The sequence below is a fragment of the Streptomyces sp. NBC_01431 genome, from assembly GCF_036231355.1.
Classification (GTDB): domain Bacteria; phylum Actinomycetota; class Actinomycetes; order Streptomycetales; family Streptomycetaceae; genus Streptomyces.
Window position 1 is genome coordinate 1 of sequence record NZ_CP109497.1, and the last position, 16,692, is coordinate 16,692.

Genomic DNA, 16,692 nt, shown 5'->3' on the forward strand with positions numbered 1-16,692 from the left:
CCTCAGCGCTGCGCGCTGAGCAGAGAACCGCCCCCGCGCCGCGGGGGCGGGCACCAGCTCGCTGCGCTCCCTGGTGAACTGCATTGCTGCGCAATGCAGTTGCCTCGCTTTGCTCGGCTGCTCCCTTCGGGAGCTGAAGTCCTGCGCTTCGCTTAGGACTTGGCCTCGCGTTGCTTGGCCTGGCGGACTCGCTGCGCTCCCCCGCCGGCTCTCCGGCTCCGCCTCCAAGCCCCTGGCCCGCTCCGCGGGCCCTGCTGGCTACAAGGGCGGGGGCTTGGTCTTGACTGCGTTTCATATGCTCAAACACATGACCGATGAGCCGCCCACCGGAACAGCAACTCTTCGAACCCGCAGCAAAACCATCCTGGCTGCCGTCCTGGCCATCGGTATCGCCGGACTCATCTGGGTGGCCGCCTGGCACTTCGGATGGCACTACTGGGGCATCGCCTGGCTCGCTTCAAAAGCCGCAGTCAAGGCAGTCATCCTCGGCCCGCCCCTGGTGGCAGGGGCCATTATCTGGCTCCGCCAAAGATACAAGAAACCAACCCCCTACCATCCCGCGGACGAGCAACCAACCTCGAACCACCTCCAGCCAGAACCCGGCAGCTCCGACTGAAACGAAGAGCCGCAACTCCCATCCCCTGAGACACGGCTACCCTCGGCTGCTCCCTTCGGGAGTTGAAGTCCTGTGCTTCGCTTGGGACTTGGCCTCGCGTTGCTTGGCCTGGCGGGCTCGCTGCGCGGGCCAATCCGGCTACAGGGAGGCGGGCTGTGAGGTGCGGAGGGGCTCGGGGTCAGGCTTGTTCTCGTTTGCCTGGCGGGGTCCACGGCTCCACCAGGGGCGGCGGGCCTTCCAGGGCTCCGGAACTTCTCTTTCAGGCTCTTCTTCGGCGCTTCCTTCTCCGCCCGCGCATGCACGAGCCGGGCCGTGCTCACTCGGAAGTGGCACTCACGGTGACGCTGCCTCACCAGCACCACCCAGCTACCATCCTGAGCCAGGAACGCATCCCGCGCCGGCTCATCCCCCGGCCGCGCCCTCCGAGCCAGCCCACGCGGCATGTAGCGCAATGCCGCATCCTCGGCCGCAGCGACCGCCTCCGCCTGATCCCCGCCAATGCGGTGAGTACCCACCAGCATCCACCGGTGCAACCTCAAGGCCACGCCATCGGCACGTTCGTTTATCCAGGTGTCCTCCTCAATGAGGACATACCACCCATGAGTCACAGCCAGCGCCTACCCGTCATTTCTCGTCCCACCGAGTGCTGAAGGCACAATCTCCTTCTCCCGCCTGGCCTTTCCGGCTCCGCCTCCAAGCCCCAAATGCCCCTCCGACCGCGAGCCTGGCTGGCTACAGCAGCGCATTTGCGTCTACGGCTCGGCTGATACCTCGCCACCCATCCCCTGTAAATTCTCGGAGCCATCAACAAGACCACGGGAGGAATCATGGCAGTAATCCCTGTCACACCAAGACCGGTCAACAGCGCAGAGCGCGCAGTCCTGGAAAAAATCCTCGCCACAAACTTCCCAGGCTCTGCCAAACTCAGGAAACAGATCGACACCTGCGAAGTCGTCTCCCAGGGGGCGGAAAACTCCGTCAGCGTCGACATCGAGCCAACGACGGCCACCGTTCCCGCACCTGACGCCCCGATCGGCCCCGTGCCCGTCACCGCCACCGTCCAGGCCCTCCCTGGCGAGTCCCTCCCCCTCGAAGGAGAAATCCTGATCTGGGTCGGCCGCGGATTCATCTCAGGCATCGAGTACGCCTGGTACGGAGAAACGATGCCGACCCGACTCCCGTCACCAGAACGAATCCACATCGAAGCCGACGATACGCCATGAGCCGAAGACGGTACGTGGCCAGAGGAGTTCCCGGCGGATACCGCATCTGGGACAACAAAGGACACCGATGGTGGGGCGACCACTACCAGCTCTGCCCCGACGACCTCCTCACAGAACTGAACAGCGGAGCCGACTATACGAGGATCACGGCACTGCTCAAAAAGTACCGAGCACAGAAACGCTGAACCTCACACCCTTGATGAAGCCCGACGCCCGCATCAACAAATGATGCAGCATGTAGTTTCTCTCGAGTCTCGATAGACCCCTCTGCGGAAGCCTCCCCGCACCTCAGCCTCACCGAGCTGTCACCAGCCACGGCATCAGAATGACACGGGTCTGCCGCACGAATGGGTGACATCTCATCTGGCTTGCCCTGTGGGGCGGGTGGGAAGGATGTCGCTGTGCCCAAGCCTTATCCGGAAGAGTTCCGCCAGGATGTCGTGCGGGTCGCGAGGAACCGCGGCCCGGGTGTGACGGTCGAGCAGGTGGCCGCCGACTTCGGTGTTCACGCGATGACGCTGTGGAAATGGATGCGCCGGGCAGACATCGACGACGGGACCAGGCCCGGAACGACCAGCCAGGAGAGCGCGGAACTGCGGGATGCGCGTCGGCGGATCAAGCTGCTGGAGCAGGAGAACGAGGTCCTGCGCCGGGCCGCGGCCTACCTGTCGCAGGCACATCTGCCGGGAAAAGGATCTACCCGCTCGTGAAAGAGCTGGCCACGGGCGGGATTCCCGTCACGGTCACGTGCCGGGTCCTCAAGCTCGCCCGCCAGCCCTACTACCGCTGGCTCGAACGGCCGGTGGCCGATGCCGAGTTCGAGCAGGCCACTCGCGCGAACGCGTTGTTCGACGCCCACCGCGAGGACCCGGAGTTCGGCTACCGCTTCCTGGCCGACGAAGCCCGCAGCATGGGAGCCGGCATGGCCGACCGGACCGCCTGGCGGATCTGCCGGGACAACCGCTGGTGGAGCGTGTTCGGCAAGAAGCGCGGCAGGGGCAAGAACGCCGGCCCGCCGGTGCACGACGACCTCGTCCGCCGGGACTTCAGCGCCGACGGACCGAACCGGCTGTGGCTCACCGACATCACCGAACACGCCACGGGAGAAGGGAAGTTGTATCTCTGCGCGGTCAAGGACGTCTTCAGTAACCGGATCGTGGGCTATTCCATCGATGCGCGGATGAAGTCCCGTCTGGCTGTCGCAGCCCTGAACAATGCTGTTGCCCGACGCGAGAACGTCGCCGGTTGTGTTCTGCACAGCGATCGCGGGTCGCAGTTTCGGTCGGGGAAGTTCGTCCGGGCGCTCGGCCAGCACCGGATCCTCGGCTCGATAGGGAGGGTCGGGGCGGCAGGCGACAACGCAGCCATGGAGTCCTTCTTCAGCCTGCTGCAGAAGAATGTCCTCGACCGACGGAAGTGGGCCACCCGCCAGGAACTGCGGATCGCGATCGTGACCTGGATCGAGCGGACCTACCACCGACGCCGCAGACAAGCCTCACTCGGCCGGCTGACCCCCATCGAATTCGAGACCGTCATGACCACGCCGGCCCTCCAGGCCGCCTGACCGAACCTGTCACCCAAACCTGCATCAGACCCATGACCCGTGGCTCTGTGGGCGGATCGTGCTGCAGCGCAGACCAGATCATGCTTGGAGCGGCATGTGACCACCAGGCAGAATCCCTGGCAGAAAGACCGGCAGTTTTCTCTGTGTCGAGCGGCACCCTGTGGTGTACTCGTCCCGCCATTGAGGGTCGGGGGGATGTGCAATGGATGGGGCAGGGCTCGGTGCTGCGCTGCGCGCGCAGAGGGTTGCAGCAGGGCTGACGCAAGAGCAGTTAGCCGGGCTGTCTGGGCTGAGCGTGCGGGCGATCGGCGACCTGGAACGCGGCAGAGTCTCCAAGCCGCGCCGCGAGTCGATCCAACTGCTCACCGAAGCGCTACGGCTAGACAGCAACGGCTACGAAGAACTGATGTGCCTGGCCGGTCACGTGTTATTCGAGTCCGCCCTGGAGCCTGCTCGGTGCCCGCGCACATGCATCAAACGCACGGCTGAAGAGCCAACCCCCCTTGTTCCTGGTGGGCCAGACGTTGAGCGCAACCCGCCAGATCTCTCCTCGCCAGAGGAAGAAGCTCAAGTACAAGGCCAACTCGGTCCCCCACCAGTCGCCTCCGCCCACACGGCCCGAGCTGCGGCCGTCTTCGTGGCGACGAGGACGGCCGTCTTTCTGACAGCGTTCGCCACGACTCTTTGGCCCGGCCCCGGCGGCCGCACCGGGCCCCAGCCCTCCGCGGAATCGGGCTATGTCGCCCGTGTCGCCGCCGATGCCCAGATCATCTCCTCCACGGGCACCACCCTGCGAGTCAACAGGCCCGTTCAGTCAGGCGATGCGGTGGTGATGGCGCTGATGCTCACCAGCACCACCGCGGGCACGGTCGCCGTCACCGACTCCCAAGCCAACCACTATGCGATGGTCGCCGATGTCACCGACTCCTACCACCACCGCACCCTGGTCTTCGCCTCATTTGGAAGCAAAGCCGTCCGCCCGGGCGACAGCTTCCACCTCACGTGGCCCCACTCGAGCAAGTACCACGTGGCCGTCGAGGAGTTCCACGGCGTCGCCGCGGCCCGAGGCCAGGCCGCAGGGTTCGGTCCGTACGACCACAGCAGCCGCCCCATCGCCGTGGGCATGAGCAACGGATGCGCGCCTGGAGACCTTGTCTTCGCCGCGGTGGGAAGCAACAGCGGCCCCGCGCCCCACCTGGCCTCCGGGTGGCAGCGGCTGCCCGGGCTCCAACTGTCGTCCTACCGGCTGACCGTCGCGTTCCGCCGCGCCACCCACTACGCCGATTGCAGCCTCACCGGCACGAGCAACGCCCAATGGGAAACAGCACTGGTCAGTCTCCGATAGCCCCCGAGGCCCGGCTCAATACGCTGCGACCTGGCCAGGGGGGAGCGGTCATGCCGGGCCTGGAGGCTGGGAGCCCCATTGCGGGGCCACAGAAAAGGTAATGAGGGGACGGCTGCGGTGCTGCATGCCGGAGTTGGGCAGGGAAACCCTGCCGGTGATCAGGATATGGATGGGTCGGCGGACGGGTCAGGCCGAAGCCGGGGCTCCAGGAAGGTAGCGGGCGGAGCGCCGGCCGAAGGGCGGGGCTCGGCCGGACGCGGACGTGCCGACTCGGGAGAACTGAAGGACGGGGCATCGCTGTCCAGGAGACTGCGTGGGTCTGTGGTCACCCACCCAGTCTCCCCCACTCCCGGCCCCCAGCCAGCAGGCCGGATGGGCGCGCACCCCGGAGCGTCTGGCCCGGTTGTGTGGAGGCGGCTGCTGCCACGGCGCTCGTGATGACCGCGGACGCGTCGCCGGTCGGGGTGCTGACGGTGCCACCGTGGCGCCCGGGTATCGCGGTGGCGGTGCTGGTGCGCACGCGCCTGGAGTGCGGTTACCGGCGGCTGCTGGCGACGCTGTTCGGCACGGTCATCGTGCGCGGTGCGCGTGGCGGCCGCTCAGCGTCACCAACCTCCACCCCGCCGACGTGCCGGACACCCGGGCGCAGTTGTCCGACGAGCAGCACAAGCGACTGACCAAGCTCGGCATCACACCCGACGAGCAGCCCACCCCGGCCCCGGCGGCCACGGGTGATGGGAAGACGGCCGGGAAGGCGTCAACGGCCTTCCAGCGGGGCATAGCAGCCCTCGCCCAGTACATCGCCCGCGAAGGCCACCACCGCGCCCCCGCGGCCACTCAGAACACATCGCGATGGAAGGCGAGAACGCGCCGGTAGTCGTCAAGCTCGGCGTGTGGATCTCCAACACCAAGAGCCGTCGCGACAAACTCACCCCCGAACAGCGCGCCGCGCTCGCCGAGCTCGGCGTGGACTGGGCGTGACACCGTCTGGGCACTCGTCTGCGAGGACCAGGGCCTGAGCGCCGTTCGAGCCGACATCCAGCAGTCCGGCCCAGTCCTCAACAGCGCAGGCTCGGTCATAGTCCTCCACAGAGCCTGGTTCCTCGCCCCAGTTCTCCGAACAGCCGCCCCACTCCGCCAGCACGGACACGGGTACGACGATCAACGGGCCGGCCAGGGACTCCACCCAGCCCGCAGACCTTCGGCTCGAATGAGACACAGCACGCGAAGAGAGATCCATCCGGGCAGTGTGCCTTCAGCCACTGACATTGATAGGTACGTGGGTTCCGGCGGTCGTGGCTCTGCCACTGACTGACGTCCTGCTGGGCTGTCTTCGCGTTGGTCTGTCCGGCCGCCGGAGCCCGTTCTCATGGCACCGGCCGGGCGGAACATGACCTGATAGAAGCACTGCGGGCCCATGCCGACCGACACTCTGGACGCTACGGCTGCAGACCGAGCGTCTGAGGTCAATTCAACAAGTCAGGAGCTTGGTCAGAAGCCCCTTCAATCCCGGGACCAGTGCCGCCCACGCCAACGGCGGTCCCGGCACGGGCTGCGCCGCGCCCGGCGGCGTAGGGGTTGCGCCTGGCGGTGTGCGGGTTACCAACGCGACCGTCATCGAATACGCTTTGGCCGTCAATGAGTTCAACGGCCCGTGACATCACTGGCATGTCACGGGGTCGGCCCTCGGAACGCATGCTCCCGCGAGCGCCGTCCGCCCGTCCGGTGAACTTCCCACCGAGCGCCGACGTACGGGTCACCGTTCGAGGACCGTTGCTGAAGGACGGTTCAGCCAGCTGCCATTACATCGGCCAGGCTCAAGGCGGGGCAGCCGAGCATCCCCGTCAGTACGCGGCGCTGGCGCTCGGTAAGGGTTGACAGGAAGAGCGCCGCGTCGGCGTTGGTCTGCTCGCAGAGCGCGGCTACTTCACGGACCTTTCCGTAGCTCAGGAGAGTCCGCGAGGAATAGGGGAGGGCTATCTTCTTGGCCCCGCCGTCCGAGACACCACGGCGTTGAACGATACGGCCCACGACGCGCGCACCGTGATTCGTCGCCTGCTGGGCCGCCGTTTCCATCAACTCGGCCAAGTCCTTCTGCTTGCTGGAGAAGTAGCCGACGAGCACAACATCAGTTCCCTCGGCCATGGCCGGAGCCTGATGCCGGACTACCATCGGCCGCGCGTGGCGGACTGGTCGTCGATCACGCCTTCGATCCTGATGCATGGCTTGCAGGCTAGAGGCGCTGCTGCCTGCGTCGATAAAGGTTTTCCCCGACCGGCACAACCAACGTGATCACTCCGCCGAGAGGCAACCGAGGATAAATGCCAAGCTGAGCTTGTGCTTTATGGTCTGGCCTGGTTGCGTTCAGTGATCGTCCCGGGTCGTTGGACGGTCTTGCCCACGTCGTAGCGGGTGGCGGGGTGTCGGTTCTTGGAGCCGAGGGGTCTGCCGGAACCTGGCCGGTTCGGTTTGGGTGCGCGGGCTGGGCATGGCATGTGGGGGCGGAGGTTCCTGAACCCGCGGCGGACGCGGGCGGGGGTGAGCCGACCGAGCTCCGCGCGACGTTCCGAGGGGCGGCGGAGGTCCTCGGCGAGGGGCCGGGCGAGGCGCAGTTGAGTGTGGGCGGCGATGATCAGCCAGGTCCATCGGTCCGCTGCCGCGGGCGTGCGGAGTTTCGGACGGGTCCAGCCGAGCGTCTGCTTGATCATTCTGAAGGTGTGCTCCAGGTCGAACCGGCGGAGGAACACCTGCCAGCGCAGATCGACGTCTTCGCCGCTCAGGCCAGTGGCGGACGACCAGAGCCAGAGTGGCAGCGGATCCCCGCCGGCGGGCAAGCGGTCGACTTCCAGGCGGATTTGGGTGCCTTCGATGACCGGCAGGGGGCCGGTGTGGTCGATCCACGCGGACCGAGTGGTCAGCCTGGGGTGGATGCGGTCCCAGGCCAGCGCGCGGACAGTCCCGTAGCGGTCCGTGACCTGCACCGTCGCGGCATCCGGATCACCCCATGTCTCCGGGCGAGCAAAGCGAAACTCCTTGCCGTGCTTCGGCGGCCGTCCACCTTCCGGTAGCGAGATCCAGGGAACCGGGACCGGCTTGCGCATCACGCGGTCCGTGCGCATTCGCCCGAGGACTTCCACCGGCAACCCTTTCAGCAGGTGAGCCATGCGTGGAGCGTCGTACCCGGCATCGAAGACGATCAGGATGTCGGAGTCTCCGACGTGCCATCAGCCCATGTCGATGAGGTCCTCGACCACGCGAACGACCTGGGCGGCGGTGGCCTCGGCGACGTCGTCGGCCGGCCCCAACCGCAGGGCGTCCAGGATCTGGCACCACGAGGTCCGGCCCGATTCCAGGGCGGCGACGAACGAGTAGGGCCAGCCCGGCACGAACTGGTGCGAGGACCGGCCACCGCGACCGTAGACGTGGCAGAACGAGCGGTCCGCACTGGTCGGCGCATCCGGCCGGAGCCAATGGGTGATGTCCACCGCCAGGACCAAGCGCCCGTCGGCGGCATGGGCAATCCGGCTAGCACTTGTCGCAGTCGCGGCACGTCGACGTTCCCGTTGTTCAACGCGTCGTACATCGCGCCGTGTCCGCGCCGATGTTCGGCCACCAACGTCAGGTCCACGGGCGCAGTCACCGGCTCGTCCGCGCACAGCAGCGCGTCGGACAGCTCGAACAGTTCGTCCCCGCGGGTGGTCAGGCAGTCGAAGAAGTCGTCTCGGCGTGACGCTTCGGCGAACGCTTCCCCCGGGACATCGAGGTGCGGCAGGCTCATCCTCACGGCCTTCGTTCTGGTTCGGTGCATTCCTTGGTCGGAGCACAGAATCGGACGGAGGCCGCCCACACGTCTGGTGAACTTCCGCGTGAGGGAGCCAGTTCGACGGACAATTCGACACAACGGAGCTCGGGAGCCCAGGCAACCCGCCTGAATTTGTAGCTGAAGGGAGCGGTAGTGAACGGGACGTGGTGGCTCACACAGGGCGACACCCGGATCGGCGAGCTACGGCAGTACGCAACTGATCAGCCAACGTTCCTCTGCCACTTCATCCCGGGACCCGGATGGGAAGGGGTCCGTGCACTGTTCGAACGCTGGGCGGCCCTGCACGGCCCGGACCCCGACGGCTCTCGAACAGCGCAGGCCATCAAGCCCATCATGGACCTCGGACTAACGCTGGTTGCCGAAGACGAAGGCCGGCCCATGGCGCTCTTCAAAGAGTGCATCGTCCGTATCGACGGCGACACCGCCCGCGTGCGCTGCTGACCTCAACGAAGCCGCCGACCATAAAGCACAAGGTGAGAGCCTGTGTCTGAACCCGGATGATCTCAATGGGCTGTCGCAAGACCGCCGACCTTTGCGGATCCCGACCCACACGTATCTGGGCGTGGCAGGCCGAGGGCATCTGAGAAAGTTCGCGTACGGTCTGTAGATTTCGCGTCGCCCGTCCGACGTAGAGGCGTACCGACCAGACACACAGCCAAGGAGACCCGTCATGGCCCAGTACGCGATCCTCATCTTCGACACCCCTGCGGCCGGCGACTACACCCCGGAGCAGCAGGCGGCGAGTAAGCGGCACGCCGACGACCTCATCGACTCCGGCGCCATGATCACGGCGTATGCGCTGCACTCCGCCGACACCGCCACCTCGCTGCGCGGCGACGTGGTCACCGACGGACCCTTCATCGACTCCAAGGAAGTCATCGCCGGCGTCTGCATCATCGAGGCCCCCGACCTGGACGCCGCCCTGGAGCTGGCGCGTCGTAACCCCGCCGTGCAGTGGGGCCGTGGCGGTGTCGAGGTGCGGCCCGTCGCGGGCGGCATCGTGCCCATCGTCCGATGACGGCTGCGACGGACGCGAGGCAGGCGGTCGCCGATGCGCACCGACGCGAGTGGGCCTTCGTGCTCGCCGCGACGGTGCGCGTCGCCCGCGACCTGGACCTGGCCGAGGAGTGCGTACAGGAGGCGTACGCCGCGGCGGTGTCGGCCTGGGAACGCGATGGGGTCCCGGGCAACCCTGCGGCGTGGCTCACCACCGCGGCCAAGCGCCGGGCGATGGACGCGGTGCGCCGCGAGCGGACGTTCCGCTCGAAGCTGCCGCTGCTGGTGGAGCCCGAGGAGGCCGTCGACGAGCTCGCCCTGGACGAGCTAGAGGATCAGGAGCAGGCCGTGGACCCGGAAGATGTCGTACCCGACGAACGACTGCGGCTCATCTTCACCTGCTGCCATCCCGCGCTCGCACAGGAGGCGCAACTCGCGCTCACGCTGCGGCTGGTGTGCGGACTGCCGACACCGGACGTCGCCCGGGCGCTGCTGGTATCGGAACAGACGATGGCAGCCCGGATCACCCGGGCGAAGAAGAAGATCTCTGCCGCCCGCATCCCCTACCGCCTGCCGCGCCCGGCGGAGCTGCCGGACCGGCTGGCGGCCGTGCTCGGCGTGCTCCACCTGCTGTTCACCGCCGGGCATACGGCTCCCTCGGGCCCCACGCTCATGCGCACCGACCTGGCCGACCGCGCGCTGCACCTGGCCCGTACGCTGCGCGACCTCATGCCCGACGAGCCGGAGGTGCGCGGGCTGCTGGCGCTGTTCCTCGTCACCGACGCCCGGCGCGCCGCCCGAACCGGCGCCGACGGCCGGCTGCTGCGACTCGAGGAGCAGGACCGCTCCTTGTGGGACCGCAACGCGCTGGCCGAGGCACACGAACTGATCGTGGCCGGGCTGCGTGGCGGCCGTGCGGGACGCTATCTGCTGCAGGCAGCGATCGCCTCGCTGTATGCCGAGGCGCCAACGTACGAGGAGACGGACTGGCCGCAGATCGTGGCACTCTACGACAGGTTGCTGTCGCTGTGGCCCTCACCGGTTGTCGCGCTGAACCGGACCGTGCCCGTGTCGATGGCCCACGGACCAGCCATCGCACTGGCGCAGGTCGAGGCGCTGGAGCAGGACGGCCGGCTCGCCCGTTACCAGTACCTGCCAGCGATCAAGGCGGATCTCCTGCAACGGCTCGGCCGTACGGGCGAGGCGGCGGCCGCCTATAGGCAGGCGGTGGAGCTGACCGGCAACGAAGCTGAGCGGACCTTCCTCATCGGACGTCTCGCCGATCAAGAGACCCGCGCCGCATAAGGGAGCCCGGCTCCCGCTATGGTGGCCGCCAGTAATTCGGACAGGGCGACGGCGACGAGCCGAAGCAGTGACCGGTCAGGCGGCTTGCGGCAGCACGTAGCCGTGGGCGATGTCACGGCGTTCGGCGGGCCGGTTCCCCACAGGTGGCGTCACCGGCTCCCTTGTGCTCTCTCCGCGGTGGCCGGCTGCTTGTCTCTGCACTCCGGGGAGGCCTCATGCAGCGCGGTCTGCTCCAGCAGGTCGCCCATATCGGCACGCGGCCTCGCAGCCTTTTCCCGCAGTGCCCGGCAGCCAGGACAGTTCTTCTTCATGAGCCTCATCCTGTGGGATTCGAGCGACCGGCAAACGCTCCTTGCGGGGTGGGAGCAAACGGGGCCCTGGCGGCCGACCTCAACGACGGTCCCGGGCTCCGCTGCCCTTTCTGCGCAGCCACCGTGTGACGAGGCGCTGCGCGGGCTCTAAATAGGGCGTCAGGTCCCCACGCTCTGAGTACCGGCCCGAGGTGGCGGGGGTGGTCACCAAGCTGCCTGCCTCGGTGTGGTCAGGCGGTTGATCAGGAAGTTCAGTGCGGCCATGAACGCCACGCAGATCAGGGCGGCCACAAGCGCTGGCCACCACCTGCCCGCCAGCTGGATCGGCAGGTGTACGGTGTCGCAGAAGCCGACGGCCAAGCGAAGCGCCACCGAGAACGAGGCCAGTTGGAGCAGGAACAGCAGCAGCCCCAGGAGCTGGAGCGGGACCGCGTGCCAGGGGGGTCTGTAGAGCGAGCGGTGTAACTGGGTTTGGTGTGGCTAGAGTTGGCCTGCGGTGAGGCGGCCATCAAAGGCCAGGTCGAAGGCGTTCATGGCGCCCTTCCAGCGCATGGTCCAACGCTTCCGGCCGGCGCCGGTCGGGTCGAGGCTCATGACGGCCAAGTAGACGCACGTGAGGGCGGCCTGCTCCGTCGGGAAGTGTCCGCGGGCACGGACGGCCTTGCGGATACGTGCGTTGACGCTCTCGATGCTGTTGGTCGTGCACACAATCCGGCGTATTTCCGCATCGAACTGGAGGAACGGCGTGAACTCCGCCCAGCTCGACTCCCAGAGGCGGACGATCGCCGGGTACCTCTTGCCCCAGGTCTCGGCGAACTCCAGGAACCTGGTCGTGGCCGCATCCTCCATCGGCGCGGTGCAGACGGGCTTGAGCGCCTTCGCGATCTTGTCCCAGTCCTGGCGAGCCGCATAACGGAACGAGGCCCGCAGGAGGCGAACTACACATGTTTGCACCACAGTTCACAGCCAGACCTCACCCGCGTCGGCCAGGCCCCTCAGCCCGTCGCAGACCAGCATCAGGACATCATCGACGCCCCTGTTCCTGAGCTCGGACAGCACCCGCATCCAGTGCTTCGCGCCCTCGCCGCCCTCGCCGCCGTCGCCGCCGTCGCCGGCCCACAGTCCGACGATGCCGCGGTGCCCCTCGGCGGTGACCGCCAGAGCCACGCAGATGGGCCTGTTCGCTACTTGGCCATCGCGAATCCTGACGCTGACCGCGTCGATGAAGACGACCGGACAGACGCGATCCAACGGCCGGTTGGCCCATTCGGCCAAGCCGCCCATCACCTTGCCGGTGATCGTGCCGATGGCCGTCTTGGACACGTTCGCGCCGTAGACCTCGGCCAGGCGCGAGGAGATCCCGCCGTGCGTGAGACCCTTCGCGGACAGCGACAGGACCATCTCGTCGACGCCGGCCAGACGGCGCTGCCGCTACTTGACGATGGCCGGCTCGAAACACGACCACCGGGTCAACTCCCCTCTGGGGCTGGCCGCTTAGAAGATCTCCACAGTTCGAGGGGATTGACACCTGTCGTCCTATCAGTTGCCGACCGTAGCCACTACCCGCGGATCCGGGTCAGACGTCGCGTCTGCTGCCGCCGACGAGGAACGTCACCAGCGCCCCGGCCAGCGCCCAGCCGAGGTAGACCCACCACTCGCCGTCCGTCTGGGCCGGGAAGGGGATGTGCGGGTTGACCGGCGCTCCGATGAGGTCGTGCAGGCCCTGCCAGGCGCGGAACGGCGTCGCGTGGAACAGGCAGGCGGACCAGTAGTGGTTCTCGCTCAGGAAATTGGGGATCAGCAGCAGCACGCTCATGGTCGCGACGATCGTCGCCGCGCTGTGCCGGATCAGCGAGGCGAGGCCGAGACCGACCAGCCCGCAGACCGGCGGCAGCAGCACACTCGCCAGCAGGGCCCGCCAGATGCCCGGTTCGGCGAGTGAGATCCCGGCGTGCTTGCTCGACAGCACGGCCTGCGTCACCCAGAAGGAGACCGCAGTGGCCACGAGTCCGAAGCCGGTCAGCACCGTCGTGAGCACGAGCATCTTCGCCGCGAGCAGCGCCCGCCGGGCCGGGACGGCCGCGAAGCTCGTCCGGATCAGGCCGGTGGAGTACTCGCTCACCAGCGAGACCGCGCCCAGGCTGCCCGCGATGAGTAGGGTGGCGATGCAGGCGTTGTTCGTGAAGGATTTGGCCAGCGACCCGCCCGGCACGTAGTGGGCCCGCATGTCCGCGGGGAAATGCGCCCAGTCGTTCACGTCGGCGATCGCCGCATTGAAGTTGAGAACCATCAGGGCGACCAGGCCGAGGACGAACCCCCAGCGCATCGAGCGCAGCGACCAGAGCTTGAACCACTCCCCGAGCAGCAGGTCGCGGAAGCGGGCGCGTGGTTCGTCGACCGGGAGCGCCACGGGTGGAGCCGCGGAGGCGAGTGTGCTCATCGGGCATCTCCTGCGAGGTATTCGACGCTGTCGGCGGTGAGTTCCATGAACGCGGTCTCCAGGGACGCGGCGCTGGTCGCCAGTTCGCGCAGCCGCAGGCGGTGCTCGTGAGCGAGGTCGCCGATCGCGTCCGCGTGCAGGCCGGTCACCACGAGGCGGTCATCGCCGTCGGGCCGCACCTGCGCGCCGGCCCCGGTCAGCACGGCGGCCAGCGCGTTCGCGTCCGGCGTGCGGACGGTGACGCTGCTGCCGCGGCCGCGTGCGGCGAAGGCGGCGAGCGGTTCGTCGGCGATCAGCTCACCGCGGCCGATGACGACCAGGCGGTCGGCGGTGTGCTCCATCTCGCTCATCAGGTGGCTGGAGACGAAGACCGTGCGGCCCTCGGCGGCCAGCCGCCGGAACAGCGCCCGGACCCAGCGCACGCCCTCCGGGTCGAGCCCGTTGAGCGGCTCGTCGAAGAGCAGCACCGGCGGGTCGCCCAGCAGCGCGGCGGCGATGCCGAGGCGCTGCTTCATGCCGAGCGAGAAGCCGCCGATCCGACGTCGGCCCGCGTCGGTGAGACCGACCTCCGCCAGCACCTCGCCCACCCGGCGCAGCGGGATCGCGTTGGTGCGGGCCAGCACGCCGAGGTGCGCGGCGGCGCTGCGGCCGCCGTGGACGTCGGACGCGTCCAGCAGCGCCCCAACGTGGCGCAGGCCGCGGGGGTGGTCGCGGAAGCGGTGGCCCTGGACGGTGACGCTGCCGCTGGTGGGGTCGTTCAGCCCGATGATCATGCGGAGCGTGGTGCTCTTGCCGGCACCGTTGGGGCCGAGGAAGCCGGTGACGCAACCGGGGCGGACCGTGAAGGTCAGGCCGTTGACGGCAGTCTTGCTGCCGTAGCGCTTGGTGAGCTCGTTGACTTCGATCACGAGAACCACGGTTCCGCGCCGGGCCGTCGTCCCGCATTGGCCTGCGGCGGACACTCGCCTCCCCGGATGTCTTCCCCGGTCGTACACCCTGGGTCCGACGCCCGGCGATCATCCGCTGGCTACGATCGGACCATGCTTGCGAACTCGACCTCCCTGCTCAAGCGCGTGCCGCCCGGCGGCTGGGCCGCGCTGGCGTGGGCGGCCGGCGTCGCGTACTCCTTCGTGGTGCTGGTCCGGCTGCCGGGCGAGTCGCGGGAGGACTACTACAGGGGCGTCTTCATCGCCCCGTCCAACCGGATCTCCTTCGTGCTGTGCGCGGTGTTCGCACTCGCGGGCTCCGCGCTGCTGCGCCGCCGGGCTCTCACCGGTCTCGGGCTGCTGCTCGGCGGCGCGCTGTTCGGGGTGACGGCGATGCACTCGACCACGCTCGACATCCCCCTGGCGCTGCCGGTCGACGTGGCGCTCTGGTACGTGGCCGCCAGCCGTCCGCGCCGCGACGTGCTGATCGCGGCGGCCATGGCGGCCGGACTGATCATCGGATATCCGATCGTCCGTGTGTCGATCGGCTGGGTTACCGGCACCTCCGCCGAGCTGGCCACCGCGCTGTCGGCGGTCGTGGCGCTGCTGCTCGGCAACTCCGCCGGGGAGAGCCGACGCCACGCGACCGCGCTGAGCGAGCACGCCGCCGCCCGCGCGGTCGAGGGCGAGCGGCTGCGGATCGCGCGCGAGCTGCACGACATGGTGGCCCACAGCATCGGCATCGTGGCCCTCCAGGCGGGCGCGGCGCGGCGCGTGTTCACCACCCAGCCGGAGCTCGCCCGTGAGGCGCTGGGGCAGGTCGAGACCGCGAGCCGCGAGACGCTCTCCGGCCTGCGCCGGATGCTGGTCGCGCTGCGCGCCGCCGAGGACTCCCCGGACGCCGCAGCGCCGCTCGCTCCGGCCGCAGGTCTGGCGGACCTCGACCGGCTGGCCGCGGCCACGACCGCCGCCGGGGTCCACGTGGAGCTGCGACGCAGCGGCGGGAGCCGCCCGCTCCCGACCGAGGTGGGTCTGGCCGCCTATCGGATCGTTCAGGAGGCGCTGACCAACGTGGTCCGCCACGCCGGCGCGCGCTCCTGTCAGGTGACCGTCGACCAGGGGGAGAACCACGTGTCCATCGAGATCCTCGACGGCGGCGGACTGCGCGGGACGCAGCTGGGCGGGGCCGGGTTCGGCCTTCTCGGCATGGAGGAGCGGGTGGCGCTGCTGCACGGCGAGTTCGCGGCCGGTCCACGCCCGGGCGGCGGCTTCCGCGTCGCCGCCACGCTGCCCGTCGACCTGGCGGTGGGCGCCCGATGACGACGACGCCGAGCGGGCGGATTGTGCGCATCCTCCTCGTCGACGACCAGCCGCTGGTGCGCGCGGCATTGTCGATGGTGGTCACGGACGCGCCAGACCTGGAGGTCGTCGGCGAGGCGCGCTCCGGCGAGGAAGCGGTCCGGCTGGTCGCCGAACTGGCACCGGACGTCGTGGTGATGGACATCCGCATGCCCGGGATGGACGGCATCGAGGCCACCCGCCGGATCACCTCCGGCGGCGGTTCGGCCCACGTGGTGGTGCTGACCACCTTCGACGACGACGAATACGTCTACGGGGCGCTGCGGGCGGGCGCGAGCGGCTTCCTGGTCAAGGACATGGCCCTGGAGGCGATCCTCTCCGCCGTCCGCGTCGTAGCCTCCGGCGACGCGCTGATCGCCCCGAGCGTCACCCGTCGCCTGATCGCCCAGCTCACGGCCGGGCCGGCCGCCGACGGCCGGACGCCCGTCCCGGCCCCGCAGCTGACCGCCGTCACCGAGCGCGAGCAGGAGGTACTGACGCTGATCGGACGCGGCCTGTCCAACACCGAGATCGCCGAGGAGCTCTTCCTCAGCGTCACCACGGTCAAGACCTACGTCAGCCGCCTACTCTCAAAACTGGACGCCCGCGACCGGGTCCACCTCGTCATCCTCGCCTACGAGGCCGGACTGGTGACGACCTCCCGCTGACGGCACGTCGGAGCTCCGGCTCCGGTGAAGTCGTAGCGGCCCAGGTTCTCCTTGTCTGGACGCCTTCGAGTGACGCTCGCGCCGGTGCCGTGGCGGCGGAGGCGGTGGCGTCATTGAGCCATCCGGGTGCGTGCAGG

The 16,692-nt window shown here is 68.5% G+C and carries 16 protein-coding genes and 3 pseudogenes; 13 read left to right on the forward strand and 6 right to left on the reverse strand.

Annotation, left to right across the window (positions count from 1 at the left end; all coding sequences use genetic code 11):
* Positions 1-307: 307 nt before the first annotated feature.
* The 8 genes and pseudogenes from OG522_RS37385 (at position 308) to OG522_RS41435 (ending at position 5,729) form a co-directional block, all read left to right on the forward strand.
* Complete coding sequence (locus OG522_RS37385) at positions 308-616, forward strand: hypothetical protein (protein WP_329467906.1); 309 nt, start codon at positions 308-310, stop codon at positions 614-616.
* An 827-nt stretch (positions 617-1,443) separates the two neighbouring features.
* A complete protein-coding gene (locus OG522_RS37390; RefSeq protein ID WP_329467907.1) occupies positions 1,444-1,839 on the forward strand; it encodes a hypothetical protein in 396 nt (131 codons plus the stop codon).
* The gene (locus OG522_RS37395; protein ID WP_329467908.1) at positions 1,836-2,024 is read left to right on the forward strand and encodes a hypothetical protein; all 189 of its coding nucleotides are present in this window, start codon (positions 1,836-1,838) and stop codon (positions 2,022-2,024) included. Before OG522_RS37390 ends, OG522_RS37395 begins: the two co-directional genes overlap by 4 nt.
* A gap of 216 nt (positions 2,025-2,240) precedes the next feature.
* Positions 2,241-3,403, forward strand: a protein-coding gene (locus OG522_RS37400) for an IS3 family transposase (RefSeq protein ID WP_329468611.1) whose coding sequence is annotated in 2 segments (ribosomal slippage) — positions 2,241-2,525 and positions 2,528-3,403 — 1,161 coding nt in all. Because the reading frame shifts where the segments join, the coding sequence is not laid out codon by codon here.
* Between the two features lie 202 nt (positions 3,404-3,605).
* Positions 3,606-3,776 (forward strand): annotated as a pseudogene (locus tag OG522_RS37405) (helix-turn-helix domain-containing protein); the annotation flags it as partial.
* A gap of 264 nt (positions 3,777-4,040) precedes the next feature.
* Positions 4,041-4,748: a hypothetical protein gene (locus OG522_RS37410; RefSeq protein WP_329468669.1), complete on the forward strand. Its 708-nt coding sequence runs from the start codon at positions 4,041-4,043 to the stop codon at positions 4,746-4,748.
* A 628-nt stretch (positions 4,749-5,376) separates the two neighbouring features.
* The gene (locus tag OG522_RS41430; RefSeq protein WP_443074865.1) at positions 5,377-5,625 is read left to right on the forward strand and encodes a hypothetical protein; all 249 of its coding nucleotides are present in this window, start codon (positions 5,377-5,379) and stop codon (positions 5,623-5,625) included.
* Positions 5,601-5,729, forward strand: coding sequence for a helicase associated domain-containing protein (locus tag OG522_RS41435; protein ID WP_443074882.1), 129 nt, complete (start codon positions 5,601-5,603; stop codon positions 5,727-5,729). Before OG522_RS41430 ends, OG522_RS41435 begins: the two co-directional genes overlap by 25 nt.
* Here the strand turns inward: OG522_RS41435 and OG522_RS37420 are convergent.
* From OG522_RS37420 to OG522_RS37430, 3 genes and pseudogenes are all read right to left on the reverse strand, one after another.
* Positions 5,677-5,988 carry an Imm21 family immunity protein gene (locus OG522_RS37420; protein ID WP_329467909.1) on the reverse strand — a complete coding sequence of 104 codons (312 nt, stop codon included), beginning with the start codon at positions 5,986-5,988 and terminating at the stop codon, positions 5,677-5,679. The two genes, OG522_RS41435 and OG522_RS37420, sit on opposite strands and share 53 nt — an antisense overlap.
* Positions 5,989-6,536: 548 nt before the next feature.
* Entirely contained in the window at positions 6,537-6,893 is a 357-nt protein-coding gene (locus OG522_RS37425; RefSeq protein ID WP_329467910.1) for a hypothetical protein, read from the reverse strand.
* A 197-nt stretch (positions 6,894-7,090) separates the two neighbouring features.
* Positions 7,091-8,526: pseudogene (locus OG522_RS37430) on the reverse strand (NF041680 family putative transposase).
* A gap of 177 nt (positions 8,527-8,703) precedes the next feature.
* On the opposite strand from OG522_RS37430, the gene OG522_RS37435 reads away from it, so the two are divergent.
* The 3 genes from OG522_RS37435 to OG522_RS37445 all read left to right on the forward strand — a co-directional run bounded on the left by OG522_RS37435 (position 8,704) and on the right by OG522_RS37445 (position 10,872).
* Entirely contained in the window at positions 8,704-9,012 is a 309-nt protein-coding gene (locus OG522_RS37435) for a hypothetical protein (RefSeq protein WP_329467911.1), read from the forward strand.
* A gap of 229 nt (positions 9,013-9,241) precedes the next feature.
* Positions 9,242-9,589 carry a YciI family protein gene (locus tag OG522_RS37440; RefSeq protein WP_329467912.1) on the forward strand — a complete coding sequence of 116 codons (348 nt, stop codon included), beginning with the start codon at positions 9,242-9,244 and terminating at the stop codon, positions 9,587-9,589.
* On the forward strand, positions 9,586-10,872 hold the full coding sequence (locus OG522_RS37445; RefSeq protein WP_329467913.1) for an RNA polymerase sigma factor: 1,287 nt from the start codon (positions 9,586-9,588) through the stop codon (positions 10,870-10,872). Before OG522_RS37440 ends, OG522_RS37445 begins: the two co-directional genes overlap by 4 nt.
* A gap of 791 nt (positions 10,873-11,663) precedes the next feature.
* Here the strand turns inward: OG522_RS37445 and OG522_RS37450 are convergent.
* The 3 genes and pseudogenes from OG522_RS37450 to OG522_RS37460 all read right to left on the reverse strand — a co-directional run.
* Positions 11,664-12,650: pseudogene (locus OG522_RS37450) on the reverse strand (IS256 family transposase); the annotation flags it as partial.
* 109 nt (positions 12,651-12,759) lie between these two features.
* Positions 12,760-13,623 carry an ABC transporter permease gene (locus OG522_RS37455; protein ID WP_329467914.1) on the reverse strand — a complete coding sequence of 288 codons (864 nt, stop codon included), beginning with the start codon at positions 13,621-13,623 and terminating at the stop codon, positions 12,760-12,762.
* Complete coding sequence (locus OG522_RS37460) at positions 13,620-14,531, reverse strand: ABC transporter ATP-binding protein (RefSeq protein ID WP_329467915.1); 912 nt, start codon at positions 14,529-14,531, stop codon at positions 13,620-13,622. Before OG522_RS37460 ends, OG522_RS37455 begins: the two co-directional genes overlap by 4 nt.
* Positions 14,532-14,663: 132 nt before the next feature.
* Here OG522_RS37460 and OG522_RS37465 point away from each other — a divergent pair, with 132 nt between their 5' ends.
* Both OG522_RS37465 and OG522_RS37470 read left to right on the forward strand, forming a co-directional pair.
* Positions 14,664-15,869: a sensor histidine kinase gene (locus OG522_RS37465; protein WP_329467916.1), complete on the forward strand. Its 1,206-nt coding sequence runs from the start codon at positions 14,664-14,666 to the stop codon at positions 15,867-15,869.
* Complete coding sequence (locus OG522_RS37470) at positions 15,866-16,555, forward strand: response regulator transcription factor (RefSeq protein ID WP_329467917.1); 690 nt, start codon at positions 15,866-15,868, stop codon at positions 16,553-16,555. Before OG522_RS37465 ends, OG522_RS37470 begins: the two co-directional genes overlap by 4 nt.
* The last annotated feature ends 137 nt before the right edge of the window (positions 16,556-16,692 follow it).

What these genes read in the sequence shown, in the direction of transcription:
- OG522_RS37385 (WP_329467906.1), top strand. Translation starts at nt 308, where the DNA reads ATGACCGATGAGCCGCCCACCGGAACAGCAACTCTTCGAACCCGCAGC.
- OG522_RS37390 (WP_329467907.1), top strand. Translation starts at nt 1,444, where the DNA reads ATGGCAGTAATCCCTGTCACACCAAGACCGGTCAACAGCGCAGAGCGC.
- OG522_RS37395 (WP_329467908.1), top strand. Translation starts at nt 1,836, where the DNA reads ATGAGCCGAAGACGGTACGTGGCCAGAGGAGTTCCCGGCGGATACCGC.
- OG522_RS41435 (WP_443074882.1), top strand. Translation starts at nt 5,601, where the DNA reads ATGGAAGGCGAGAACGCGCCGGTAGTCGTCAAGCTCGGCGTGTGGATC.
- OG522_RS37420 (WP_329467909.1), bottom strand. Translation starts at nt 5,988, where the DNA reads ATGGATCTCTCTTCGCGTGCTGTGTCTCATTCGAGCCGAAGGTCTGCG.
- OG522_RS37425 (WP_329467910.1), bottom strand. Translation starts at nt 6,893, where the DNA reads ATGGCCGAGGGAACTGATGTTGTGCTCGTCGGCTACTTCTCCAGCAAG.
- OG522_RS37440 (WP_329467912.1), top strand. Translation starts at nt 9,242, where the DNA reads ATGGCCCAGTACGCGATCCTCATCTTCGACACCCCTGCGGCCGGCGAC.
- OG522_RS37445 (WP_329467913.1), top strand. Translation starts at nt 9,586, where the DNA reads ATGACGGCTGCGACGGACGCGAGGCAGGCGGTCGCCGATGCGCACCGA.
- OG522_RS37455 (WP_329467914.1), bottom strand. Translation starts at nt 13,623, where the DNA reads ATGAGCACACTCGCCTCCGCGGCTCCACCCGTGGCGCTCCCGGTCGAC.
- OG522_RS37465 (WP_329467916.1), top strand. Translation starts at nt 14,664, where the DNA reads ATGCTTGCGAACTCGACCTCCCTGCTCAAGCGCGTGCCGCCCGGCGGC.
- OG522_RS37470 (WP_329467917.1), top strand. Translation starts at nt 15,866, where the DNA reads ATGACGACGACGCCGAGCGGGCGGATTGTGCGCATCCTCCTCGTCGAC.